The 22,487-nt window shown below is 71.4% G+C and carries 24 protein-coding genes; 19 read left to right on the top strand and 5 right to left on the bottom strand.

What is annotated here, in order from left to right:
- Positions 1–32: 32 nt before the first annotated feature.
- From AC1DQF_RS07450 to AC1DQF_RS07440, 3 genes are read right to left on the bottom strand one after another with little or no spacing between them, the layout of a single operon-like run.
- Positions 33–938: a COX15/CtaA family protein gene (locus AC1DQF_RS07450; protein WP_477524577.1), complete on the bottom strand. Its 906-nt coding sequence runs from the start codon at positions 936–938 to the stop codon at positions 33–35.
- Entirely contained in the window at positions 935–1,732 is a 798-nt protein-coding gene (locus tag AC1DQF_RS07445) for an ABC transporter permease (protein WP_477524576.1), read from the bottom strand. Before AC1DQF_RS07445 ends, AC1DQF_RS07450 begins: the two co-directional genes overlap by 4 nt.
- On the bottom strand, positions 1,729–2,679 hold the full coding sequence (locus AC1DQF_RS07440; RefSeq protein ID WP_477524575.1) for an ABC transporter ATP-binding protein: 951 nt from the start codon (positions 2,677–2,679) through the stop codon (positions 1,729–1,731). Before AC1DQF_RS07440 ends, AC1DQF_RS07445 begins: the two co-directional genes overlap by 4 nt.
- A 73-nt stretch (positions 2,680–2,752) precedes the next feature.
- Between AC1DQF_RS07440 and AC1DQF_RS07435 the strand changes: the two genes are divergently transcribed.
- Together AC1DQF_RS07435 and AC1DQF_RS07430 are read left to right on the top strand one after the other, a co-directional pair.
- The gene (locus AC1DQF_RS07435; RefSeq protein ID WP_477524574.1) at positions 2,753–3,757 is read left to right on the top strand and encodes an ATP-binding cassette domain-containing protein; all 1,005 of its coding nucleotides are present in this window, start codon (positions 2,753–2,755) and stop codon (positions 3,755–3,757) included.
- Positions 3,754–4,578, top strand: a complete 825-nt coding sequence (locus AC1DQF_RS07430) for an ABC transporter permease (RefSeq protein ID WP_477524573.1) — start codon at positions 3,754–3,756, stop codon at positions 4,576–4,578. Before AC1DQF_RS07435 ends, AC1DQF_RS07430 begins: the two co-directional genes overlap by 4 nt.
- A gap of 44 nt (positions 4,579–4,622) precedes the next feature.
- Here the strand turns inward: AC1DQF_RS07430 and AC1DQF_RS07425 are convergent, their stop codons facing one another.
- On the bottom strand, positions 4,623–5,333 hold the full coding sequence (locus AC1DQF_RS07425; RefSeq protein WP_477524572.1) for a LamG-like jellyroll fold domain-containing protein: 711 nt from the start codon (positions 5,331–5,333) through the stop codon (positions 4,623–4,625).
- Between the two features lie 181 nt (positions 5,334–5,514).
- Between AC1DQF_RS07425 and AC1DQF_RS07420 the strand changes: the two genes are divergently transcribed.
- From AC1DQF_RS07420 to AC1DQF_RS07355, 14 genes are all read left to right on the top strand, one after another.
- Positions 5,515–6,207 carry a helix-turn-helix transcriptional regulator gene (locus AC1DQF_RS07420; protein ID WP_477524571.1) on the top strand — a complete coding sequence of 231 codons (693 nt, stop codon included), beginning with the start codon at positions 5,515–5,517 and terminating at the stop codon, positions 6,205–6,207.
- On the top strand, positions 6,204–7,622 hold the full coding sequence (sufB, locus tag AC1DQF_RS07415; RefSeq protein WP_477524570.1) for a Fe-S cluster assembly protein SufB: 1,419 nt from the start codon (positions 6,204–6,206) through the stop codon (positions 7,620–7,622). The genes AC1DQF_RS07420 and sufB overlap by 4 nt, the downstream gene beginning before the upstream one ends.
- 61 nt (positions 7,623–7,683) lie before the next feature.
- A complete protein-coding gene (sufD, locus tag AC1DQF_RS07410; RefSeq protein ID WP_477524569.1) occupies positions 7,684–8,862 on the top strand; it encodes a Fe-S cluster assembly protein SufD in 1,179 nt (392 codons plus the stop codon).
- Entirely contained in the window at positions 8,862–9,197 is a 336-nt protein-coding gene (locus tag AC1DQF_RS07405; RefSeq protein ID WP_457208262.1) for a non-heme iron oxygenase ferredoxin subunit, read from the top strand. The genes sufD and AC1DQF_RS07405 overlap by 1 nt, the downstream gene beginning before the upstream one ends.
- Entirely contained in the window at positions 9,194–9,955 is a 762-nt protein-coding gene (sufC, locus tag AC1DQF_RS07400) for a Fe-S cluster assembly ATPase SufC (RefSeq protein ID WP_477524568.1), read from the top strand. The genes AC1DQF_RS07405 and sufC overlap by 4 nt, the downstream gene beginning before the upstream one ends.
- Positions 9,956–9,999: 44 nt before the next feature.
- Positions 10,000–11,262 carry a cysteine desulfurase gene (locus tag AC1DQF_RS07395; protein WP_477524567.1) on the top strand — a complete coding sequence of 421 codons (1,263 nt, stop codon included), beginning with the start codon at positions 10,000–10,002 and terminating at the stop codon, positions 11,260–11,262.
- Complete coding sequence (gene sufU / locus AC1DQF_RS07390) at positions 11,263–11,709, top strand: Fe-S cluster assembly sulfur transfer protein SufU (protein ID WP_477524566.1); 447 nt, start codon at positions 11,263–11,265, stop codon at positions 11,707–11,709.
- Positions 11,710–11,729: 20 nt separating this feature from the next.
- Positions 11,730–12,101 carry a metal-sulfur cluster assembly factor gene (locus tag AC1DQF_RS07385; RefSeq protein WP_477524597.1) on the top strand — a complete coding sequence of 124 codons (372 nt, stop codon included), beginning with the start codon at positions 11,730–11,732 and terminating at the stop codon, positions 12,099–12,101.
- Between the two features lie 22 nt (positions 12,102–12,123).
- Positions 12,124–12,510, top strand: a complete 387-nt coding sequence (locus tag AC1DQF_RS07380) for a hypothetical protein (protein WP_477524565.1) — start codon at positions 12,124–12,126, stop codon at positions 12,508–12,510.
- A 2-nt stretch (positions 12,511–12,512) separates the two neighbouring features.
- A complete protein-coding gene (locus AC1DQF_RS07375) occupies positions 12,513–13,058 on the top strand; it encodes an NYN domain-containing protein (protein WP_477524564.1) in 546 nt (181 codons plus the stop codon).
- Positions 13,059–13,061: 3 nt separating this feature from the next.
- The gene (locus AC1DQF_RS07370; protein ID WP_477524563.1) at positions 13,062–13,661 is read left to right on the top strand and encodes an acVLRF1 family peptidyl-tRNA hydrolase; all 600 of its coding nucleotides are present in this window, start codon (positions 13,062–13,064) and stop codon (positions 13,659–13,661) included.
- Positions 13,662–13,693: 32 nt separating this feature from the next.
- Positions 13,694–14,584, top strand: coding sequence for an ABC transporter ATP-binding protein (locus AC1DQF_RS07365; RefSeq protein WP_477524562.1), 891 nt, complete (start codon positions 13,694–13,696; stop codon positions 14,582–14,584).
- A complete protein-coding gene (locus AC1DQF_RS07360; RefSeq protein WP_477524561.1) occupies positions 14,581–16,146 on the top strand; it encodes an ABC transporter permease in 1,566 nt (521 codons plus the stop codon). The genes AC1DQF_RS07365 and AC1DQF_RS07360 overlap by 4 nt, the downstream gene beginning before the upstream one ends.
- Positions 16,147–16,156: 10 nt before the next feature.
- Positions 16,157–17,059 (top strand): phosphotransferase, encoded by a 903-nt coding sequence (locus tag AC1DQF_RS07355; protein ID WP_477524560.1) that lies wholly within the window; start codon positions 16,157–16,159, stop codon positions 17,057–17,059.
- 6 nt (positions 17,060–17,065) lie between these two features.
- Here AC1DQF_RS07355 and ypfJ read toward each other — a convergent pair whose 3' ends face one another.
- Positions 17,066–17,998 carry a KPN_02809 family neutral zinc metallopeptidase gene (ypfJ, locus tag AC1DQF_RS07350; protein WP_477524559.1) on the bottom strand — a complete coding sequence of 311 codons (933 nt, stop codon included), beginning with the start codon at positions 17,996–17,998 and terminating at the stop codon, positions 17,066–17,068.
- 119 nt (positions 17,999–18,117) lie between these two features.
- On the opposite strand from ypfJ, the gene AC1DQF_RS07345 reads away from it, so the two are divergent.
- From AC1DQF_RS07345 to AC1DQF_RS07335, 3 genes are all read left to right on the top strand, one after another.
- Positions 18,118–19,716 (top strand): ABC-F family ATP-binding cassette domain-containing protein, encoded by a 1,599-nt coding sequence (locus tag AC1DQF_RS07345; protein ID WP_477524596.1) that lies wholly within the window; start codon positions 18,118–18,120, stop codon positions 19,714–19,716.
- 94 nt (positions 19,717–19,810) lie between these two features.
- Positions 19,811–21,694 carry an ABC transporter ATP-binding protein gene (locus AC1DQF_RS07340; protein ID WP_477524595.1) on the top strand — a complete coding sequence of 628 codons (1,884 nt, stop codon included), beginning with the start codon at positions 19,811–19,813 and terminating at the stop codon, positions 21,692–21,694.
- A 21-nt stretch (positions 21,695–21,715) separates the two neighbouring features.
- On the top strand, positions 21,716–22,471 hold the full coding sequence (locus AC1DQF_RS07335; protein WP_477524558.1) for an SDR family oxidoreductase: 756 nt from the start codon (positions 21,716–21,718) through the stop codon (positions 22,469–22,471).
- Positions 22,472–22,487 lie beyond the last annotated feature (16 nt).

Below are 22,487 nucleotides of genomic sequence, written 5' to 3'. Positions count from 1 at the left end.
AGAGCGACCAGCCCGGCGGGCAGCCGGATGCGTCAGGCGCGGTGCCGCGCCCGGGCGGCCAAGACCACCCAGGTGACGCTCGCGGAGATCAGTGCGGCGCCGAGCATGTGGATGCCGACCAGCACCTCGGGCAGGTCGGTGACGTACTGCACGAAGCCCACGAGGCCCTGCGCCACCTCGAGCACCAGCAGGACCAGCGCGGCCCGAGCCAGCGTCGGGGTCCCGACCCGGCGCGCGAGGACGACCAGGCCGAGCGTCAGGGCGAGCAGCAGGTAGACCGCCGCCGCGTGGACGTGTGACATGACCTGCGGGTCCAGTCCCGTACGACGCGAGTCCAGGTCGCCCGAGTGCGGGCCGCTGCCGGTCACCACCGTCCCGAGGTAGAGGACGACCCAGGTGACGGCGAAGACCGCCCAGGTCAGCGCCGCCACGCGGGGGGAGGCGTCCCGGTCGGGGGAGCGCAGCTCGTCGAGGAGCACCACGCAGACGCCGATGATGGCCATCGAGACCAGCAGGTGCAGCGACACGATCCACGGGTTGAGGTCGGTGTGCACCGTGATGCCGCCGATCACCGCCTGGGCGGGGATGCCGAGCGTCACCACGGTCGCGAGCCAGAACGGGCGCCATGCCCGCTCGCCGCGCCAGCTGCGGACGAGGCCGACCAGCATGGTCACCCACAGCGCCAGGGCCAGGACCACCAGCACGAACGTCAGCATCCGGTTGCCGAACTCGATCGCGCCGTGGAAGCCCAGCTCGCCGTGGGCGACGTACGAGTCGTCGGTGCAGCGCGGCCAGGTCGGGCAGCCGAGGCCGGAGCCGGTGAGGCGGACGGCACCGCCGGTGACGACGATGCCGATGTTGGCGACGAGGTTGGCCACGGCCAGGGCCCAGGCGAGTCGTCGGAAGCGGGTGGAGGGGTGCAGGCGGGTCAATGTCATTCCCAGGTGAAGGTGCGTGCGGTCAGCAGGGTGCCGATGGCACCCCAGGCGATCAGGACGAGCAGGGCGGTCAGGTCGAGGTGGGCGTCGACGAGCGCGGATCGCATCGCGTCGCCGAGGGCCGCCGAGGGCAGCCACTGGATCACGCCGGACGCGGCGCCGTACGACGACGTGGGCAGCACCACGCCGCCGGCGGCCATCAGGAGCAGGTAGACGAGGTTGGCCAGCGCCAGGGTCGCCTCGGCGCGCAGGACCCCCGCGACGAAGAGTCCCAGCGAGGCGAAGGCCCAGGTGCCGGCCGCGACGGCGAGCACCGCCGAGACGAGCGAGGTGGCCGGGGCCTCGAGCGTCGGCCGCCAGCCCAGGAGGAGGCCCACGACGACCAGCGACACCAGCTGGAGCGCCACCACGTTGAGCAGGGCCAGGACCTTGCCGAGCAGCAGGCCGTGGCGGGGGAGCGGTGAGGCGCCGAGCCGCTTGATCACGCCGTACCGGCGCTCGAAGCCGGTGGCGATGGCCACCGACGTGAACGCCGTCGACATGATCGCGAGGGCCAGCACGCCCGGGGTGAGGACGTCGACGGCGCGGTGCCCCTCGAGGTCGAGGCCCAGCCGGTCCGCGCCGGCGACGCCGCCGACGAGGACGATGACCGGGATGACGATGGCCAGGAGCAGCTGCTCGCCGTTGCGCAGCATCAGCCGCGACTCCATGCGGGCCTGCGCGACCACCTGGCGGCGCAGGGGCGCCGCTCCGGGGCGCGGGGTGAAGGTGCCCGTGCGTGGGGTGGGGTTCATCCGACCAGCTCGTGCCCGGTGAGCTCGAGGAAGACGTCCTCGAGGGTGCGGCGGCCCAGCGACAGCGACTCGGGCAGCACGTCGTGCCGCTCGCACCACGCCGAGACCGTGCCCAGGGTGCTGCCGTCGGCCGGGCCGGTGATGAGCATGCTGACCGCGTCGAGCTGGGTCACCTCGGCCCCGGGGCCGAGCGCCGTGCGCAGGGACTCGGGTGCGCCGTCGGGGAACGGCCGGGTGACCACGAGGCGGATCGTCGCGGACCGGCCGCCGCTCGTGAGCTCCGTCGGCGACCCGGAGGCGATCAGCCGGCCGTGATCGATGATGTGGATGGTGTCGGCGAGGTGCTCGGCCTCGTCCATGTGGTGGGTGGTCAGCACGACGGTGACCCCGTCGCGGCGCAGCTCCTCGAGCAGCTCCCAGGTGGCCCGTCGGGCCTGGGGGTCCATGCCGGCCGTCGGCTCGTCGACGAAGACGAGCTCGGGGCGCCCGACGAGGGCCATGGCCAGCCCGAGCCGCTGCTGCTGGCCCCCGGAGAGCCGGCGGTACGGCGTCCTGCCGCACTCGCCGAGCCCGAGCCGGTCGCTCAGCATCGCGGTGTCGAGCGGGTCCGAGTGCAGCGAGGCCACGTGGTCGAGCATCTCCATGGCCCGGACCCCGGACCACGCCCCACCGGCCTGCAGCATCACGCCGATGCGGGGGAGCAGCTCACGGCGGTCGGCGTGCGGGTCGAGGCCGAGCACCCGGACGGTGCCGGACCGGGGGCGCCGGTAGCCCTCGCAGGTCTCCAGGGTGGTGGTCTTGCCGGCGCCGTTGGGCCCGAGGACCGCCGTGATCGTGCCGCGCTCGACGCGCAGCGAGAGGCCGTCGACGGCCACCTTGTCGCCGTACCTCATGACCAGGCCGTCGATCTCGACGGCGGGGCCGTGAGCGGGGGATTCGGCGGGCACGCTGCGAAGTCTAGGAGCGGCCCCGAGGGAAAGCGGACGCGCCCTGTCCGCGCCGGTGGCTACCGTGGGCGTCATGACGGCCCACGCCATCGAGGCAGAGCACCTGGTCAAGCACTTCGACGACACCGTGGCGGTCGACGACGTGTCGTTCGTGGTCCCCGAGGGGACCGTCCTGGGCCTGCTCGGGCCCAACGGGGCGGGCAAGACCACCACCGTGCGGATGATGACCACGCTGACCCGGCCCACCTCGGGGACCGCACGGGTCGCCGGCCACGACGTGCTGACCGACCCGCGCTCGGTGCGCCGCAGCATGGGACTCACCGGACAGGCGGCCACGGTCGACGAGCTGCTCACCGGCCGGGAGAACCTCCGCCTGATYGGCCAGCTCTACGGGCTCGACAAGGGCTACATCGCGCGGGCCAGCGAGGACCTCCTGGAGCGCTTCTCGCTCGCCGATGCTGGCGACCGCATCGCCAAGACCTACTCGGGCGGCATGCGGCGGCGCCTCGACCTCGCCGTGAGCCTGATCGCCACCCCGCCGGTGCTGTTCCTCGACGAGCCGACGACGGGCCTGGACCCGAGATCGCGCGTGGAGCTGTGGGACGTGCTGCGCGAGCTGGTCGCCGACGGCACGACCCTGCTGCTCACCACGCAGTACCTCGAGGAGGCCGACCAGCTCGCCGACAACATCGTCGTGATCGACCGTGGCACCGTCATCGCCGAGGGCACCCCGCTGCAGCTCAAGGACCAGTCGGGGGCCGCCGCCCTGGTCGTCACGGTCTCCCAGGCACGCGACCTGGAGGCGGCCGAGGCGTTGATGCGTCCCTACGTGCGCGAGGTGCACGTCGATCCCGGTGCCCGCCAGCTCACCGCACCCGCCGAGGGCCTGGGCCACATGACCCGTGTCGCCGGCATCTTCGACGAGAGCGGCATCGTCCTCGACGACATCGGGCTCAAGCGGCCCAGCCTCGACGACGTGTTCCTGCACCTCACCGGCCACCGGGCCGAGACCGGCGACGCCGGCGCGGTCGAGGTCACCACCGACGACACCGACGACAGCAGGGAGACCGTGCGATGACCGCCCTGGAGCGCCCCGAGATCCGCCCCACCACCTTGATGGGCCAGTCGTGGTCCATCGCCCGACGCAACTTCCTGCACATCCGGCGGATGCCCGAGATGCTGCTGGACGTCACCATCCAGCCGGTGATGTTCGTGCTGCTCTTCGCCTTCGTCTTCGGCTCCTCGATCGCCGTCGACACCGCCGCGGGCTACCGCGCGTTCCTGCTGGCCGGGATCATGGCGCAGACGGTCACCTTCGCGTCCTTCATCGTGGCGGTCGGACTGACGGCCGACCTCGACAAGGGCATCGTCGACCGGATGCGGTCGCTGCCGATCAACCCCTCGGCGGTCCTCGTCGGGCGCAGCATCTCCAGCCTGTGCCACGCCTCGATCGGGCTCGTGGTGATGTCGCTGACCGGCCTGCTCATCGGGTGGCGCATCCACACCAGCATCCCCGAGGCGGTGCTGGGGTACCTGCTCCTGCTCGGATGGGGCTTCGCGATGATCTGGGTGGGGATCTGGGTCGGGTCGGCGATGCGCTCGGTGGAGGCGGTCAACGGCGTGATGTTCGCGACGATGTTCCCGATCACGTTCCTGGCCAACACCTTCGCGCCCACCGACCAGATGCCCACCTGGCTGCGCTTCGTCGCCGAGTGGAACCCGATCTCGTCGCTGACCCAGGCCGTCCGCGTCCTGTGGGGCAACGACCAGCCGCTGGCCCCGGGGGCCGCGTTCCCGATGCACCACCCGATCCCGTTCACCATCGGGTGGATCCTGCTCATCACCGCAGTCGTGGCGCCCCTGGCCGTGCGCACCTTCCGGCGCCGCACCGCGGAGTGATGCCGCGGCGTGGCGTCGGTCGTCGGTGAGCCGGGTCGCCCCGGTCAGCCCTTGGTCAGCCGCACGTAGTCGAGGTCGCCGGGGTAGTAATCGCAGCTGTCGGCGCCCACGGTCGGGTCGCTGGTGTCGCAGTCGAACTTCCCGCCGATGCTCCAGGGCTTGGTGTTGTCGATGTTGCCGGTGGTCTTGTTGATCCGGTTGCGCTGGACCCCGTCGACGTACATGGTCACGGAGGTGGGCGTGCGGTCGCACCGGATGGTGTGCCAGGTGCCGTCGTTCAGCGGCGTCTTGGAGCCGATGGCGGCCCGCCCGGTCGGCGACTTGAACATGCAGCTCACGACGCCCTTGGGCTGCTGGAACTTGACCTGTCCGCCGGCGGTCCTGGCCTGGCCCTTCTGGATGATGTTGCCGAACTTGTCCGTCGAGCGGTACCGGATCTCCACCGAGAAGTTCCCGGAGCCGGGGTCCAGCGACCCGTCGGCCGCGTCCGGCACCATGATCAGGTGGGCGGCGCCGTAGTAGATCCCGGCGTCCGGTGAGTGGCGGTCCCAGTCGGCGTACGAGCCGTTCATCCGCACGTGGCTCCCGATGGCCCCGTTGTGGCCCATCCCGGAGCTGTCCACGGCCACGGTCGAACCGGCCGGCTCGTTGAGCTCGAGGTCCAGCGTGGTGCTGGCGGCGTACGCGCTGGGTGCTACGAGCGCGAGGCACGCCACGGCACCCACGCTGCTGATCATGATCCGTGCTGTGCGCATGTCTCTCCTTGGGGTTGCCCCGGTCTCTCCTCGGGGTTGCCCCGGCGACCCGCATCCGATTGTTCTCCGGCCCGGAGCCGCCCTCCTCACGCTGTAGGAACATCCCCGATAGTGGGGTTTCGGGCCCCGGTTAGGGGACCCTTGCTTGAAGACGAGGAAGCATTAACGTCACACTTGCGTTGTGCAATTCGTGAGGACGACTGCTGCGGCGCCCGACAGGGACGCCCCGACCCGTGAGCGGGTGGCTCGGTCGATCCTCGAGAACGGACCCTCCACCGCCGTCGCGCTCGCCGAGAGGCTCGAGCTGACGCCGGCCGCCGTGCGCCGCCACCTCGAGCACCTCGCCGACAGCGGCACCGTCGAGGGGCGCGAGCAGAAGGTCTACGGCAGCCGTGGCCGCGGTCGTCCCGCCCGGGTCTTCGCGCTCACCGACTCCGGTCGCGACGCCTTCGACCAGCAGTACGACGACCTCGCGGTCGCCGCGCTGCGCTTCCTGGCCGAGACGCAGGGCGACGAGGCCGTCATGGAGTTCGCCCGGCGCCGGGTCGCCTTCGTCGAGCGCGACTACGCCGCCGTGACGGCACAGGACCCCACGCTCACCCCGGCCGAGGCGCTGGCCCACGTCTTCACCGCCGGTGGCTACGCCRCCACCGTGCGCGACCTGCCCATCGGCGACCAGCTGTGCCAGCAGCACTGCCCGGTCGCCCACGTGGCCCACGAGTTCCCGCAGCTGTGCGAGGCCGAGACCGAGGCCATCGGCCGGGTCCTCGGCACGCACGTCCAGCGGCTGGCGACCATCGCCCACGGCGACGGCGTCTGCACGACCTGCATCCCCAGCACCAACCAGACCCCGAGCACCAAGGAGAAGGCATGACCTCCATCGAAGAGCTCAACCCCGAGCTCCAGGGCATCGGCCGCTACGAGTTCGGCTGGTCCGACTCGGATGCCGCCGGCGCCTCCGCGACCCGCGGCCTGAACGAGGACGTCGTCCGCGACATCTCCGCGAAGAAGGACGAGCCGCAGTGGATGCTCGACCTGCGCCTGAAGGGCCTCAAGCTCTTCCACCGCAAGCCGATGCCGACCTGGGGCTCCGACCTCAGCACCATCGACTTCGACAACATCAAGTACTTCGTGCGCTCCAGCGAGAAGCAGGCGACCTCGTGGGAGGAGCTCCCCGAGGACATCAAGAACACCTACGACAAGCTCGGCATCCCCGAGGCGGAGAAGCAGCGCCTCGTCGCCGGCGTCGCCGCGCAGTACGAGTCCGAGGTCGTCTACCACTCGATCCGTGAGGACCTCGAGGAGCAGGGCGTCCTGTTCCTGGACACCGACACGGCGCTGAAGACGCACCCGGAGCTCTTCCAGGAGTACTTCGGCACCGTCATCCCGGTCGGCGACAACAAGTTCGCGGCGCTCAACACCAGCGTCTGGTCCGGCGGCTCGTTCATCTACGTGCCCAAGGGCGTCCACGTCGACATCCCGCTGCAGGCCTACTTCCGGATCAACACCGAGAACATGGGCCAGTTCGAGCGCACGCTGATCATCGTCGACGAGGACGCCTACGTGCACTACGTCGAGGGCTGCACCGCGCCGATCTACTCCTCCGACTCGCTGCACTCGGCGGTCGTGGAGATCATCGTCAAGAAGGGCGGTCGCTGCCGCTACACGACCATCCAGAACTGGTCGAACAACGTCTACAACCTCGTCACCAAGCGCGCCACGTGCGAGGCCGGCGCGACCATGGAGTGGGTCGACGGCAACATCGGCTCCAAGGTGACGATGAAGTACCCCGCGATCTACCTGATGGGCGAGCACGCCAAGGGCGAGACGCTCTCCATCGCCTTCGCGGGCGAGGGCCAGCACCAGGACGCCGGCGCCAAGATGGTGCACGCCGCGCCGCACACCTCGAGCTCGATCCTGAGCAAGTCGGTGGCGCGCGGCGGTGGCCGCACGTCGTACCGCGGCCTCATCCAGATCAACGAGGGTGCCCACGGCTCCAAGTCCAACGTGCTGTGCGACGCGCTGCTCGTCGACCAGATCTCGCGCTCGGACACCTACCCGTACGTCGACATCCGCGAGGACGACGTGTCGATGGGTCACGAGGCGAGCGTCTCCAAGGTCTCCGACGACCAGCTCTTCTACCTGATGTCGCGCGGCATGGAGCAGGACGAGGCGATGGCGATGATCGTCCGCGGCTTCGTCGAGCCCATCGCCAAGGAGCTCCCGATGGAGTACGCCCTCGAGCTCAACCGTCTGATCGAGCTTCAGATGGAGGGTGCGGTCGGCTGATCCTCCGGGATCGCACCGCCCCCGCCCACCCGTCGTACGAAGAAAGCGAAGTAGAGAAGTAGTGACTGTCACGGATTCCGTTCGCTCCGCCCTCGAGGTGGACAAGGTCGAGAGCCACCTGCATCCCGCAGGCTCCTTCGACGTCGCCGACCACGTGGTGCCCACCGGCCGCGAGGAGATCTGGCGCTTCACCCCGCTCAAGCGRCTCAAGGGCCTGCACGCGGACGCCGAGTTCGCGCCGAGCGCGACGGCGTGCACGTGGAACACCCCGGTCGGGGTGCGCGTCGAGGGTGTCGACGGCGACGAGGCCCGCGCGCTGCGCGGGGTGAGCGGCCTGGTTCCCAACACGCGCTTCGCGGCGCGGGTCCTCGCCGAGGTCCCCTCGACCCTGCTCGTCGACGTCCCGGCCGATGCCGACGTCCCGGAGCCGGTCGTGGTCGACCTCGTCGGGTCGGACGCGTCGGTCACCGAGGCGGGGCACGTCGTGCTCCGGTTCGGCAACCACTCGCGCGCCACGGTGGTGCTCAACCACACCGGCCACTCCGCGATGGCCCAGGTCGTCGAGGTCGTCGTGGGCGACGGCGCCCAGGCCTCGGTCATCTCCCTGCAGGACTGGGAGGACGACGCCGTCCACCTGACGCACCACGAGACGCGTGTGGGTCGCGACGCGACGTACAAGCACGTCGCGGTGAGCTTCGGCGGCGACGTCGTGCGGATGGACACCAATGTGTCCTACGCCGGTCCCGGCGGCTCCGCGGAGCTGCTCGGCCTCTACTTCGCCGACGCCGGACAGCACATCGAGCACCGGCTCTTCGCCGACCACGACGCCCCGCGCACCAAGAGCAACGTCCTCTACAAGGGCGCGCTCCAGGGCCAGGGCGCGCACACCGTGTGGGTCGGCAACGTGCTGATCCGCAAGGTCGCCGAGGGCATCGAGACTTACGAGGAGAACCGCAACCTCGTGCTCAGCGACGGCTGCCAGGCCGACTCGGTCCCCAACCTGGAGATCGAGACCGGTGAGATCACCGGGGCCGGGCACGCCAGCGCGACCGCCCGCTTCGACGACGAGCAGCTCTTCTACCTGCGCGCGCGCGGCATCGACGACAAGGAGGCCCGCCGCCTGGTCGTGCACGGGTTCTTCAACGACCTCATCCGCAAGATCGGCGTGCCGTCCATCGAGGACCGGCTGATGGGCACGRTCGAGGCCGAGCTGGCCAAGAACGTCCTCAAGGACCTCTGATGGCCTTCCTCCGCGCCTGCTCGCTCGACGAGGTGCCCACCGACGAGGCCCTCGGGGTCACGCTCGACGGGTACGACGTCGCCGTGGCCCGCGACGGCGACGAGATCTTCGCGATCGAGGACCAGTGCTCGCACGCCGCCGTCGCCCTGAGCGAGGGCGAGGTCGCCGACTGCACGGTCGAGTGCTGGCTGCACGGCTCGCGCTTCGACCTCCGCACCGGCAAGCCCATCGGGCTGCCGGCCACCGAACCCGTAGCAACCTTCCCCGTCGAGGTCCGCGACACCGACGTGTACGTCGACACCACCACCACCCTGAACGGAGTCACCCCCGCATGAGCAAGCTCGAGATCACCGACCTCCAGGTCTCCGTCGACACCGAGGACGGCCCCAAGCAGATCCTCAAGGGCGTCACGCTGACGATCAACGACGGCGAGACCCACGCGATCATGGGCCCCAACGGGTCGGGCAAGTCCACGCTGGCCTACTCGATCGCCGGCCACCCGAAGTACACGATCACCGGCGGGACGGTCACCCTCGACGGTGCGGACGTCCTGGCGATGACCGTCGACKAGCGCGCCCGCGCCGGCCTCTTCCTGGCCATGCAGTACCCCGTCGAGGTCCCCGGCGTCTCGGTGTCCAACTTCCTGCGCACCGCCAAGACGGCGATCGACGGCGAGGCCCCCAAGCTCCGCACGTGGGTCAAGGACGTCAACGCCGCCCTCGAGCAGCTCAACCTCGACCCGACCTTCGGCACCCGCAACGTCAACGAGGGCTTCTCCGGTGGCGAGAAGAAGCGCCACGAGATCGCCCAGCTCGAGCTGCTGAACCCGAAGGTCGCGATCCTCGACGAGACCGACTCCGGCCTCGACATCGACGCGCTCAAGGTCGTCAGCGAGGGCGTCAACCGTTTCCGCTCGCAGGAGGGCAAGGGTGTCCTGCTGATCACCCACTACACCCGCATCCTGCGCTACATCACGCCCGACTTCGTGCACGTCTTCGTCGACGGCCGGATCGCCGAGCAGGGCGGCCCCGAGCTGGCCGACCAGCTCGAGGCCGAGGGCTACGACAAGTACACCAAGGCCGCGTCGGTCTGACCGACCGTCCGCACCCCACGACGTACGACGAGAGGAGACCAGCGATGAGCATCCCGGGACTGCTTCCCGAGCTGGAGGTCATCCGCAAGGACTTCCCGATCCTCGCGCGCGTGCTCGACGGTGGGCACCCGCTGGTCTACCTCGACAGCGCCAACACCTCGCAGAAGCCGCAGGTCGTCATCGACACGATGGTCGACCACCTCGAGAACCACAACGCCAACGTCGCCCGCGCCATGCACCAGCTGGGCGCGGAGTCGTCGGAGGCGTTCGAGGCCGGCCGGGACCGCGTGGCGGCCTTCATCAACGCGCCGAGCCGCGACGAGGTGATCTTCACCAAGAACGCCTCGGAGGCGCTCAACCTGGTGGCCAACACGCTCGCGTGGCGTGGTGACCTCCAGGTCGGCGAGGGCGACGAGGTCGTCATCACCGAGATGGAGCACCACTCCAACATCGTGCCGTGGCAGCTCCTCACCGAGCGCACCGGGGCGACGCTGCGGTGGTTCGGCCTGACCGACGACGGCCGCCTCGACCTGTCGGACATCGACGAGCTGATCACCGAGCGCACCAAGGTCGTCTCGCTGACCTGGGTGTCCAACATGCTGGGCACCATCAACCCGGTCCGCGAGATCGCCGATCGCGCGCACCAGGTCGGCGCGATCGTGGTCGTCGACGCGTCCCAAGCTGCCCCGCAGCTGCCGGTCGACGTGGTGGCCAGCGGCGCCGACGTGCTCGTCTTCACCGGCCACAAGGTGGTCGGGCCGACCGGCATCGGCGTCCTGTGGGGGCGCCGCGAGGTGCTGGACGCCCTGCCGCCGTTCCTCGGCGGCGGCGAGATGATCGAGACCGTCCGGATGGACCGCTCGACGTACGCCGGGATCCCTCACAAGTTCGAGGCCGGCACGCCGCCGATCGTCGAGGCCGTCGGCCTCGGCGCCGCCGTGGACTACCTCGCCCATGTGGGGATGGAGGCGATCCACGCCCACGAGCAGGCCATCACGGCGTACGCGCTGGAAGGCCTGCAGACCGTCCCCGGGCTGACCGTGATGGGTCCCCTCGACGCCGCCTCACGCGGCGGTGCGATCTCGTTCGAGCTCGCCGGCGTGCACCCGCACGACGTGGCCCAGGTGCTCGACTCGCGCGGCATCGCGGTGCGGGCCGGTCACCACTGCGCCAAGCCCGCGCACGCCCGCTTCGGGGTGCAGAGCTCGACCCGGATGTCGTCGTACCTCTACACGACCCCCGCCGAGATCGACGCCCTCGTCGACGGGCTCAACTACACCCGTTCCTACTTCAAGCTGGGGGAGTAGATGGACCTCGACACGCTCTACCAGGAGATCATCCTGGACCACTACAAGCACCCCCACCACGCGGGTCTGCGCGACCCGTTCGAGGCGGAGGTGCACCACGTCAACCCCACCTGCGGCGACGAGCTGACGCTGCGCGTGCACCTCGCCGACGGCGTGGTCTCCGACGTGTCGTACGACGCCATGGGCTGCTCGATCTCGCAGGCCTCCGCGTCGGTGATGGCCGACCTGCTCATCGGCAAGGCCGTCGACGAGGCCATGACGATCCACCAGACGTTCCTGGAGCTGATGCAGGGCAAGGGACAGGTCGAGCCCGACGAGGACGTCCTCGAGGACGGCATCGCGTTCGCCGGTGTCGCCAAGTTCCCCGCCCGCGTCAAGTGCGCCCTCCTCTCCTGGATGGCGTGGAAGGACGCGACCGCACAGAGTCTCGAGAAGGAGAAGGCATGACCAACGACAGCACCGGTGCCATGGAGCACCCCGTCGACCACGGCGACCTGCCCGACGTCCCCGCCGCCGGCGGTGGCACCAGCACCGTCACCGTCGAGGACGTCACCGAGGCGATGAAGGACGTCGTCGACCCCGAGCTCGGCATCAACGTCGTCGACCTCGGCCTGGTCTACGGCGTGCACGTCGACGAGGGCCACAACGCCGTCATCGACATGACGCTGACCTCGGCCGCGTGCCCGCTGACCGACGTGATCCAGGACCAGACCAACTCCGCACTCGAGGGCCTCGTCAACGACGTCGCCATCAACTGGGTCTGGATGCCGCCGTGGGGTCCGGACAAGATCACCGACGACGGTCGCGAGCAGCTGCGCGCGCTCGGCTTCAACGTCTGAGCCGTCCGGCTAGGCTCCGGTCATGAGCGAGCCAGACGTGACCGTGACGGAGCCCGACCACCCGGAGGTCCGCGCCTTCTGGAACGTCGCGCGCATGCACGCCAACATGAACGCCGCCCCGTCGTACTTCGGGCCGACGCCGCTCGAGTCGGTCCCGCCGCCGGCCTGGTCCTACGGCACCGACCCGGCGGAGGCCGACGCGTTCGTGGCGGCCGCGCTCGCCGACGAGGAGGGCACGACCACCGCGCCGCTCGTCGACCACGACGGCACGCTGCCCGAGGAGGGCGTGCTCTCCATCCTGTGCGACTCCGAGGGACGCCCACGGGCGCTCCTCGAGGTCACCACCGTCGAGGTCGTCGGCGACGAGGTGCGCGAGCACTTCCGCGTCGTCTACCAGGGCGGCGCCTGACGATGGCCGGTCGCACGACGTACCTCCTCGTCGACGGCGAGAACATCGACGCCACCCTCGGCAACTCGATCCTCGGCCGCCGCCCGCGCCCCGAGGAGCGGCCGCGGTGGGACCGGCTGCTCGAGTGGACCGAGCGGGCCTTCGACCAGGATGTCGTGGGCCTGTTCTTCCTGGCGGTCGGCTCGGACCTGCCGACCACCTTTGTCCAGGCCCTGATCGCGATCGGCTTCAAGCCGGTCCCGCTCAGCGGCGCGGGCAAGGTCGTCGACATCGCCATCCAGCGCACGGCGGAGGCGCTCGTCCAGCGTGACGCCGACGTGATGCTGGTCAGCCACGACGGTGACTTCGTCGACCAGGTCTCGCGCCTGTGCGACGGCAGCCGCCAGGTGGGCGTCGTCGGGTTCAGCGAGTTCGTCAACGGGGCGTTCCGGGGCCTGCCCGGACTGCGCATCATCGACCTCGAGCACGACGTCGGTGCCTTCACCTCGTCGCTCCCGCGGGTGCGCGTCATCCCCATCGACGAGTTCGACCCGCTCGACTTCCTCTGAACCGTGCCCCTCGTCCTCGTCCCGCCCGCGCGCCTCGAGCGCTGGGTCGACAACTTCGTCGCCCGGCACGGTGCGACGTCGTACGCCGTCGTGGACGGTGCGCTGCGCGGGGACGCCGACGACGGCTCCTCGTTCGTCGCCCGGCTGCCCCTCGCCACGACGTACGACGGCGTCCCCGACGTGGCCGGGCTGCTCGCCGCGGCCACCCCCGACCGGTGGGGCGTGCTGCTCGTGCGCAAGGGTGGCTTCGCCGTCGCCCGGCTGGAGGGGCCTCGGATGGTCGAGCACAAGATCGGCCAGCGCCACGTGCAGGGGCGGACCAAGGCCGGCGGGCAGAGCCAGCAGCGCTTCGCGCGCCGCCGTGACAACCAGGCGCGCCAGGCCTACGAGGCGGCCGCCGACCACGCGGCCCGCATCCTGCGCCCGGGACTGCTCGTGACCGGGGGCGACCGGACGGCCGTCGACGAGGTGCTCGCCGACGCCCGGCTGGTGGGGATGCGGGTCGTCGAGCCGTGGCTGGCCGTGCCCGACCCCCGACGGGCCGTCCTCGACCAGGCGATCGCCGACGCCCGGTCCGTCTCCGTGGACGTCACGAACGCCTGAGGGCGAGCGGCGCGCGGGACTACGCTCGAGGCGTGGGGAACCCGATCGAGATCCATGACCTCGTCAAGACCTTCGGCACCGTCCGCGCGCTCGACGACCTGGACCTGACGGTGGCCCCCGGGGAGGTGCACGGCTTCCTGGGACCCAACGGTGCGGGCAAGTCCACCACCCTGCGCGTGCTGCTCGGGCTGCTGCGGATCGACAGCGGGTCCGCGACGGTCTTCGGGCTGGACCCWTGGCGCGACGCCACCGAGATCCACGGCCGGCTCGCCTACGTGCCCGGCGACGTYAGCCTGTGGCCCAACCTCTCGGGCGGGGAGACGATCGACCTGCTGCTCCGCATGCGCGGCGTCAGGCCCGCCGACAGCCGCCGCGAGGCGCTGCTCGAGCGCTTCGGACTGGACCCGACCAAGAAGGGGCGCGCCTACTCCAAGGGCAACCGGCAGAAGGTCGCCCTGGTCGCGGCCTTCGCCGCACCCGTCGACCTGCTGGTGCTCGACGAGCCCACGTCGGGGCTCGACCCCCTCATGGAGCAGGTGTTCAACGAGTGCCTCGCGGAGCACAAGGCCGACGGCACCACCGTGCTGCTGTCCAGCCACATCCTCAGCGAGGTCGAGCGCCTGGCCGACCGCGTCACCATCATCCGCGAGGGCCGCACGGTGGAGAGCGGGACGCTGGCGGACCTGCGACACCTGCGACGCAACCGGGTCCGGGCCGAGGTGTCGGGTGTCGTGCCCGACCTCGCCCCGGTGCCCGGCGTCCACGAGGTCGTCGTCGACGGGCGGGTCGTGACCTGCACCGTCGACCCGGCCGGGCTGCCTGCGCTGCTGGAGGCCCTGCACGACGCCGGCGTGGTCTCGCTGACGAGCACCCCGCCCACCCTCGAGGAGCTCTTCCTCGACGCCTACCGGAGCCCCCGGTGACCGACCGGCTGCGTGGCACGGGACTGCTGGTCCGCTTCGCTCTCCGGCGCGACCGGGTGCTGCTCACGTCGTGGGTGGTCGTCCTGGCCGCGGTGGTGGTGGCGAGCGCCGCAGGCACCACCAGCCTGTACGCCGACCCCGCCGAGCGGATCGCCGCGGCGGAGACGATCAACGCGAGTCCGGCGATCGTCGCCCTCTACGGCCCGATCCTCGACCCGTCCAGCGCGGGCGAGCTGGCGATGACCAAGATGACCGTCCTGTACGCCGTCTTCGTGGCCTTCATGGGCGTCGTGCTGGTCCGGCGCCACACCCGCGTCGAGGAGGAGAGCGGCCGCGCCGAGCTGGTCGCCGCCACCGCCGTGGGGGCCGACGCGCCGGTCGCCGCCGCACTCGTCGAGGCGGCAGCGGCGGGCGTCCTGCTGGGCGTCCTCGCTGCGGCCGGCAACGTGGCGAGCGGCCTCCCGCTGGCCGGTTCGGTGCTCTTCGGGGCGTCCTGGACCGGGATCGCCCTGGTCGGTGCGGCCGTGGGGCTGCTGGCCGCCCAGGTCTCGAGCAGCGCCCGCACCGTGGGCTTCGTGGCCTCGGGCGTCATCGGGGCGCTCTACCTGCTGCGCGCGGTGGGGGACACCACCGTGTGGTGGCTGGGCTGGCTGAGCCCGTTCGGGTGGGGCACCCGGCTGAGTGCCTGGTCGGAGCCGCGCGTGTGGGTGCTCCTCCTCCACCCGCTCCTGGCGGCCGGGCTCGTCCTCGTCGCGCTAACCCTGCGGCGCCACCGCGACCTCGGCGCCGGCCTGCTGCCGGACCGGCCGGGCCCGGCCCACGGCTCGCCGCGGCTGCGGGACGCCGTCGCCCTGGCCTGGCGCAACCAGTCCACCGCCCTGCTCGGCTGGACGGTCGGGGTCGCCGGGATGGGGGTGCTCCTGGGCTCGGTCGTGCCCAGCATGGGCTCGATGCTGGAGTCCTCCGACGCCCGCGCGGTGATCGAGGCGATGGGCGGCCTCGGCGCCCTGCAGGACGCGCTGGTCTTCGCGCTGGCCTCGGTGATCGCTGTGGTGATCACCTGCTTCGGGATCGCCGCGATCACCCGTGCCGCGGGCGACGAGCACGCAGGCCGTACCGAGACCGTGCTCGCCACCGCGACCACCCGCGACCGCGTCCTGCTGGCCGTGGGCGGACTGGCGCTGGTCGGCAGCACGTGGCTGCTCCTGGTCTCGGGGACCGCCACGGCCATCGGTCGGGGTGACGGCGTCGACGCCGTGTGGGCCGCGCTCGTCCAGGCCCCCGCCGTCTGGCTCGTGCTCGGGCTGGGACTGGTGCTGCTGACGCTCCGCAGCCGGTGGGCCATCGCCGGGTGGGCGCTGCTCGCCGCCTTCGTGAGCGTCGGCCAGCTGGGGGAGACCGTGCGGCTGCCGGAGTGGGTCATCGGGCTGTCTCCCTACCACCACGTGCCCAAGTACCCCGCGGAGGCGTTCGTGTGGCGACCCGAGCTGGTGATGACCGGCCTGGCGGCCGCGTCACTGCTCGTCGCCTGGTTGCGCTTCCGCAGCCGTGACATCGGCTAGCGTCCTTGCCATGTGGCAGCCCGAGCCCGGTTGGCAGCGCCTCCCGGGCGCCGGCCCGTCCACCTTCGGGGTGTGGTCCGCGGTCGAGGACGGCCGCGAGGTCGTGGTCAAGAGGCTGGCCGCCCCGGAGCCGCCCGACCCGCCCGGACTGCGCGATCCCCACGACGCCAACTACTGGCGCCGGGCGGCCGACGTCGCGATGTCGGGGGTCGTACGCCGCACCGCCGGGCTGCGCGAGGCGCCCGTCGTACGCGTCGAGGAGGACGACGACGGGGTGACGGTCGTCCACGAGCGGGTGCTGGGGGAGGCGCCCGGTGGTCTCTTCATCGCCCGGAGCCTGGGGCGTTTCGCCGGTGCCGACCTCGGTCGCCAGCCGTGGCTGGCGACCGGGCAGCTGCGCACCCGGCTGAGGCTGGTCGAGCGGCGGGGCGGCTGGCTCACCCTGGCGCGCACGCCGACCGCGGACATCGCGGAGCACCTGTGGACCCGCCGCGAGTGGTGGCTCTCGCGGTGCGACGACCTCCCGCGCGTCGCCCAGCACGGTGACCCGGTCGCGGCCAACGTGCCGGTCCGTGACGGGGACGACGCGGTGGCCATCGACTGGTCGCACCTGGGCACGGGTCCGGTGGGCGCCGACCTGGGCTACCTGTCACTGTCGTCGCGCGAGGGCTTCGAGCCGTTGCTCGACGCCTACCTCCTCGGCCTCCCCGAGGACCTCGCGACCCGTGAGGAGGCCGAGCTCGGGGCGCGGGTGACGGCCGTCTACACCGCGCTCACCCGCGTGGACTGGGCGCTCGGCCGGGTCGCCGACGGGGAGGGGGCCCTGGCCGGCAAGTTCCGCCACCCCGCCGTGGCGCCGTACATCATGGCGATGCAGCGGCAGGTGACCCAGATCGAGGCCCTGCTCGGCTGAGGAGACTCAGAGCTGACTGGCCGCGAAGGTGTCGCAGGCCTCGAGGGTGCCCTGCTCGTAGCCGGTGGTGAACCAGCGCACGCGCTGCTCGGACGACCCGTGGGTCCAGCCCTCGGGGTCGACCCGCTGGCCCGACTTCTGCTGGATCCGGTCGTCGCCGACGGTCTTGGCCGAGTCGATGGCCTCGTTGATGTCGCCCTCGTCGAGGTCGGCGAGGATGCCGTCGCCGTCAGCGGCGTCGCGGGTCCACATGCCGGCGTAGCAGTCGGCCTGGAGCTCGAGTCGCACCGCGTCGGACTCGGGGCCCTGCTGCGTGCGGACCTTGCCCATGGTGCCGAGCAGGTTCTGGATGTGGTGGCCGTACTCGTGACCCAGGACGTAGGGCTCCACGAAGTCGCCGCCCTGGCCGCCGAGCTGGCCCTCCAGGACGTCGGAGAAGAACGTGGTGTCCAGGTAGACCTGCTGGTCGGCCGGGCAGTAGAACGGGCCGACCTGCGAGGTGGCCTGGCCGCAGCCGGTGTTGATGCCGCCGCTGAAGGTGACGATCTGGGCCGGGGTGAACTCGGTGCCTCCCTGCTCGGGCAGGGTCTTGGCCCAGTACTGCTCGAGGGAGTAGGCCACGGCCTTGCGCGCGCAGTCCACGTCCGTGTTGGCGTCGGCGCCGGTCTTGCAGTTGGCGTAGCGGTCGCTGTCCTGGTCCAGGCCCGACGGGTTGCCGCCCTGGCCGGAGGGGTCGACGCCCGTGCCCGTGCCGCCGCCGCCTATGCACTGGGTGAGCACGAGGAACAGGATGATCACCAGGACGCCACCGATGCCGCCCCCGGCCTTGGTGCCGCCCGGCATCGGGATCCGCATCGGGCCGCCGCCACCGCGACCTCCGCCGCCACCGGCGTCGCCGACGCGACCCCTGCTGATGTCAGCCTTCGGGTTGAACCGCATGATGGGAGCGCCTTTCGACGGAGCAGGGGGGACCGGGGGGCAGGTTAACCCTCTCCGGGCGGTTCGTGGGTCAGCGCCGATTCCTAGGGGTGGGTCCGGTCTCCGTACACTTGCCGATGATGATCACCGCCCAGCAGCTCGAGGTCCGCGCGGGCGCTCGTCTCCTCATGGAGAACGTCAGCTTCCGCATCGCAGCAGGCGACAAGGTCGGCCTCGTGGGCCGCAACGGCGCCGGCAAGACCACCCTCACCAAGATCCTCGCCGGCGAGGCCCAGCCGGCCTCCGGCACCGTCCTGTCCAACGGCGAGGTCGGCTACCTGCCGCAGGACCCCCGCATCGGCAACCCCGAGGTCCTGGCCCGCGAGCGGATCCTGTCCGCGCGTGGTCTGGACGACGTCGTACGCCGGATGCGCGACGCCGAGGTCGACATGGCGTCGGAGGACCCCGTCGTCCACGAGCGCGGCATGAAGCGCTGGGCGCGGGCCGACGCCGAGCTGCACGCCGGCGGCGGTTACGCCGCGGAGTCCGAGGCCGCCCAGATCGCCAGCAGCCTGGGCATCGAGACCCGGTTGCTCGACCAGCCCCTCAAGACGCTCTCCGGCGGCCAGCGCCGCCGGGTCGAGCTGGCCCGCATCCTGTTCTCCGGCGCCGAGACGCTGCTCCTCGACGAGCCGACCAACCACCTCGACGCCGACTCGATCGTGTGGCTGCGCGGGTTCCTGTCCTCCCACCGCGGGGGACTCATCGTGATCAGCCACGACAACGCCCTCCTCGAGGCCACGGTCAACAAGGTCATGCACCTCGACGCCAATCGTGGCGTGATCGACGTCTACAACATGGGCTGGAAGAACTACCTCTCCCAGCGCGAGACCGACGAGCGGCGACGCAAGCGCGAGCGGGCCAACGCCGAGAGCAAGGCCAAGACGCTCACCGACCAGGCCAACAAGATGCGGGCCAAGGCCTCCAAGGCCACCGCCGCGCAGTCGATGCTCAAGCGGGCCGAGAAGATGGTCGCGGGGCTCGAGGGCGAGCGCGCGTCCGACAAGGTGGCGCGGATCAAGTTCCCCGCGCCCGCCCCGTGCGGCAAGACCCCCATCACCGGCGAGGAGCTGTCGAAGTCCTACGGCTCGCTCGAGGTCTTCACCGACGTGGACCTGGCCATCGACAAGGGCTCGCGCGTGGTGATCCTGGGCCTCAACGGTGCCGGCAAGACCACGATGCTGCGGATCCTCGCCGGCGTCGACCAGTCCGACACCGGTCGCGTGCTGCCCGGGCACGGCCTCAAGCTCGGCTACTACGCCCAGGAGCACGAGACCCTCGACACCGGTCGCACGGTGCTCGAGAACATGCAGTCGGCCGCGCCCCAGCTCACCGACAGCGAGGCGCGCAGCGTGCTCGGCTCCTTCCTCTTCTCCGGCGACGACGCGCACAAGTCCGCGGCCGTGCTGTCGGGTGGCGAGAAGACGCGCCTGGCCCTCGCCGCCCTGGTGGTCTCCAGCGCCAACGTGCTGCTGCTCGACGAGCCCACCAACAACCTCGACCCGGCGTCGCGGGAAGAAGTGCTGGCCGCGATCCGTTCCTACGAAGGAGCGATCATCCTCGTCACCCACGACGAGGGGGCCGTGCGGGCCCTCGAACCCGACCGGGTCCTGCTGCTCCCCGACGGGGACGAGGACCTGTGGAACGAGGGCTACCTCGACCTCGTGTCGCTCGCCTGAGCAGCAGTCGCACCACCGCACGTCTCCACCCGGAGACATGTCGTCCCGGCCTCGGGCCGAGGGCACGCAGCACGACCGAGGAGGTCACATGTCGATGATGGGTGGTGCCGGACGCGGCGCGGTCTTCCGCCACATGCGTACGGACCGGTCCGAGGTCCCGCGCGGCGTGAGCCGCCAGACCGTACGCCGCGTGCTGTCCTTCGCGCGTCCGCACCGGCGGCTGATCGCGGTGTTCCTGCTCCTGACGGTGATCGACGCCTGCCTGGTCGTGGTCAACCCGCTCCTCGTGCAGCGCCTCGTGGACGACGGCATCAACGGCGACGACGGCACCCTGGTCACCCTGCTCGCCCTGGCCATGGCCGGAGTGGCGGTGGTCAGCGCGGCTCTCGCGGTGGTGGGCGGCTGGTTCTCCTCGCGCATCGGCGAGGGCCTGATCTTCGACCTGCGCACGCAGGTCTTCGGCCACGTGCAGCGCCAGAGCCTGGCGTTCTTCACCCGCACCCAGACCGGCGCGCTGGTGTCCCGGCTCAACAACGACGTGATCGGCGCCCAGCGCGCCTTCACCTCCACCCTGTCGAGCACGGTCTCCAACTCGATCTCGGTGGTCGTGGTCGGCATCGCGATGCTCGCCCTCAGCTGGCAGGTCACCCTGATGTGCCTGCTGCTCTTCCCGATCCTGCTCCTCACCTCGCGGGTCGTCGGCACCAAGCTGGCCGGCCTGACCCGCAACCAGATGGACGGCAACGCCGACCTCGGCAACGCCATGACCGAGCGCTTCAACGTCGGCGGCGCGATGCTCCTCAAGCTCTTCGGCCGCCGTGACGAGGAGGACGCCGTCTTCGCCACCAAAGCGGGCGTCGTCCGCGACCTGGGCGTGCGGATCTCCCTCATCACGCGCATCTTCGGTGCCGCCATGATGCTCGTCCCGGCGCTGGCCACCGCGCTCGTCTACGGGGTCGGCGGCCACCTGGCGCTGAACGGCACGCTGACCGTCGGCACCCTCTTCGCCCTCGCGACGCTGCTGCTGCGCCTGCTCGGTCCCCTCCAGGGCCTGTCCAACGTCCGCATCGACGTGATGACGGCCCTGGTCAGCTTCGAGCGCGTCTTCGAGGTGCTCGACCTGCCGTCGCTGGTGGCCGAGAAGCCCGACGCCCTCGTGCTGCCCCGTACCGCCTCGCGGCTCGAGTTCGACGACGTGTCCTTCACCTACCCGGGCGCCGACGAGGTGTCGCTCGCGTCCCTGGAGAACGTCGCCCGGCTCGAGTCCCGCGACACCGGCGAGGTCCTCAGCGGCGTCTCCTTCACCGCGGCGCCCGGGCAGATGGTGGCGCTGGTCGGCCCGTCCGGCGCCGGCAAGACGACGGTCACCCACCTCGTCGCCCGTCTGTACGACGCCACGTCCGGCGTCGTGCGCGTCGGCGGCCAGGACGTCCGCGACCTCACCCTGGACTCCCTGGAGGACGCAGTCGGCTACGTCACCCAGGACGCCCACATGTTCCACGACACCATCCGCGCCAACCTCGTCTACGCCCGCCCGGGCTCCGGCGACACCGAGATCTGGGCGGCCCTCGAGGCGGCCCAGGTGGGTCCCCTGGTGCGCGGTCTGCCCGACGGCCTCGACACCGTCGTCGGCGACCGCGGCTACCGGCTCTCCGGCGGCGAGCGACAGCGCCTGGCCATCGCCCGGCTGCTGCTCAAGTCGCCGTCCATCGTGGTGCTCGACGAGGCCACCGCCCACCTCGACAGCGAGTCGGAGGCCGCCGTCCAGCGTGCCCTCGACGCGGCGCTCGAGGAGCGGACCTCCCTGGTCATCGCGCACCGCCTCTCGACCGTCCGCAACGCAGACCAGATCCTGGTGATGGACGGCGGGCGGGTCGTGCAGTCCGGGACGCACGCCTCGCTGCTCGCCGAGGGCGGCCTGTACGCCGACCTGTACGCCACGCAGTTCCGCGAGGACGCGGCCCCGGTCGAGGCCTGAGGTCCGTCTAGGGTCGGGACCATGGACCTGTCGCTCACGGATCGTGTCTACGTCGTCACCGGGGGAGCGCGGGGACTCGGCCGTGCCACCGCCGACTGCCTGGTCGCGGAAGGCGCGCGCGTCGTCCTCTCCGGCCGGTCGGCGGAGTCGCTCGAGGCGGCGGCCGCCGAGCTCGGTGAGGCCGCCGTCACCGTCGAGGCCGACAACGCCGACCCGGCCACCCCGGGCCGGCTGATCGCCGCCGCCCAGGAGCGCTGGGGCCGCCTCGACGGCGCCCTCATCTCGGTCGGCGGGCCGCCCAAGGGGCCGGTCACCGACATGACCGACGAGCAGTGGACCGACGCGTTCGGCTCGGTGTTCCTCGGCGCCGTGCGGCTCGCCCGCGAGATCGGGTCCGCGCTCGGCGACGGCGGGTCGCTGGCCCTGGTGCTGAGCTCGAGCGTGCGGGCCCCGCTCGCCGACATGGCCATCTCCAACGGGCTGCGTCCCGGTCTGGCCATGGTGGCCAAGACCCTGTCCGACGAGCTCGGACCGCGGRGCGTGCGGGTCAACGGCCTGCTGCCGGGCCGGGTGTCCACCGAGCGGGTCGCCGAGCTGGACGCCCTGTCGGGCGATGCCGCGCGGGCCCGGGCGGCCGCCGAGGCGACGATCCCGCTCCGGCGCTACGGGGAGCCGGAGGAGTTCGGTCGGGCGGCGGCCTTCCTGCTGTCGCCGGCCGCGTCGTTCGTCAACGGCGTCATGCTCCCGGTCGACGGCGGGATGCTGCGGGCGCTCTGACTGCCCTCGGGGCCGC

The organism is Nocardioides sp. P4_G4 (assembly GCF_056401085.1).
This window is presented reverse-complemented; position numbering and strand designations above follow the sequence as displayed.

Bases quoted from the DNA above. Each gene is read 5' to 3' on its own strand.
- AC1DQF_RS07395 (WP_477524567.1), top strand. From the start codon at position 10,000: ATGAGCATCCCGGGACTGCTTCCCGAGCTGGAGGTCATCCGCAAGGAC.
- AC1DQF_RS07450 (WP_477524577.1), bottom strand. From the start codon at position 938: ATGACATTGACCCGCCTGCACCCCTCCACCCGCTTCCGACGACTCGCC.
- AC1DQF_RS07385 (WP_477524597.1), top strand. From the start codon at position 11,730: ATGGAGCACCCCGTCGACCACGGCGACCTGCCCGACGTCCCCGCCGCC.
- AC1DQF_RS07445 (WP_477524576.1), bottom strand. From the start codon at position 1,732: ATGAACCCCACCCCACGCACGGGCACCTTCACCCCGCGCCCCGGAGCG.
- AC1DQF_RS07345 (WP_477524596.1), top strand. From the start codon at position 18,118: ATGATCACCGCCCAGCAGCTCGAGGTCCGCGCGGGCGCTCGTCTCCTC.
- sufB (WP_477524570.1), top strand. From the start codon at position 6,204: ATGACCTCCATCGAAGAGCTCAACCCCGAGCTCCAGGGCATCGGCCGC.
- AC1DQF_RS07380 (WP_477524565.1), top strand. From the start codon at position 12,124: ATGAGCGAGCCAGACGTGACCGTGACGGAGCCCGACCACCCGGAGGTC.
- AC1DQF_RS07405 (WP_457208262.1), top strand. From the start codon at position 8,862: ATGGCCTTCCTCCGCGCCTGCTCGCTCGACGAGGTGCCCACCGACGAG.
- AC1DQF_RS07430 (WP_477524573.1), top strand. From the start codon at position 3,754: ATGACCGCCCTGGAGCGCCCCGAGATCCGCCCCACCACCTTGATGGGC.
- ypfJ (WP_477524559.1), bottom strand. From the start codon at position 17,998: ATGCGGTTCAACCCGAAGGCTGACATCAGCAGGGGTCGCGTCGGCGAC.
- AC1DQF_RS07355 (WP_477524560.1), top strand. From the start codon at position 16,157: ATGTGGCAGCCCGAGCCCGGTTGGCAGCGCCTCCCGGGCGCCGGCCCG.
- AC1DQF_RS07340 (WP_477524595.1), top strand. From the start codon at position 19,811: ATGATGGGTGGTGCCGGACGCGGCGCGGTCTTCCGCCACATGCGTACG.
- AC1DQF_RS07375 (WP_477524564.1), top strand. From the start codon at position 12,513: ATGGCCGGTCGCACGACGTACCTCCTCGTCGACGGCGAGAACATCGAC.
- sufU (WP_477524566.1), top strand. From the start codon at position 11,263: ATGGACCTCGACACGCTCTACCAGGAGATCATCCTGGACCACTACAAG.
- AC1DQF_RS07425 (WP_477524572.1), bottom strand. From the start codon at position 5,333: ATGCGCACAGCACGGATCATGATCAGCAGCGTGGGTGCCGTGGCGTGC.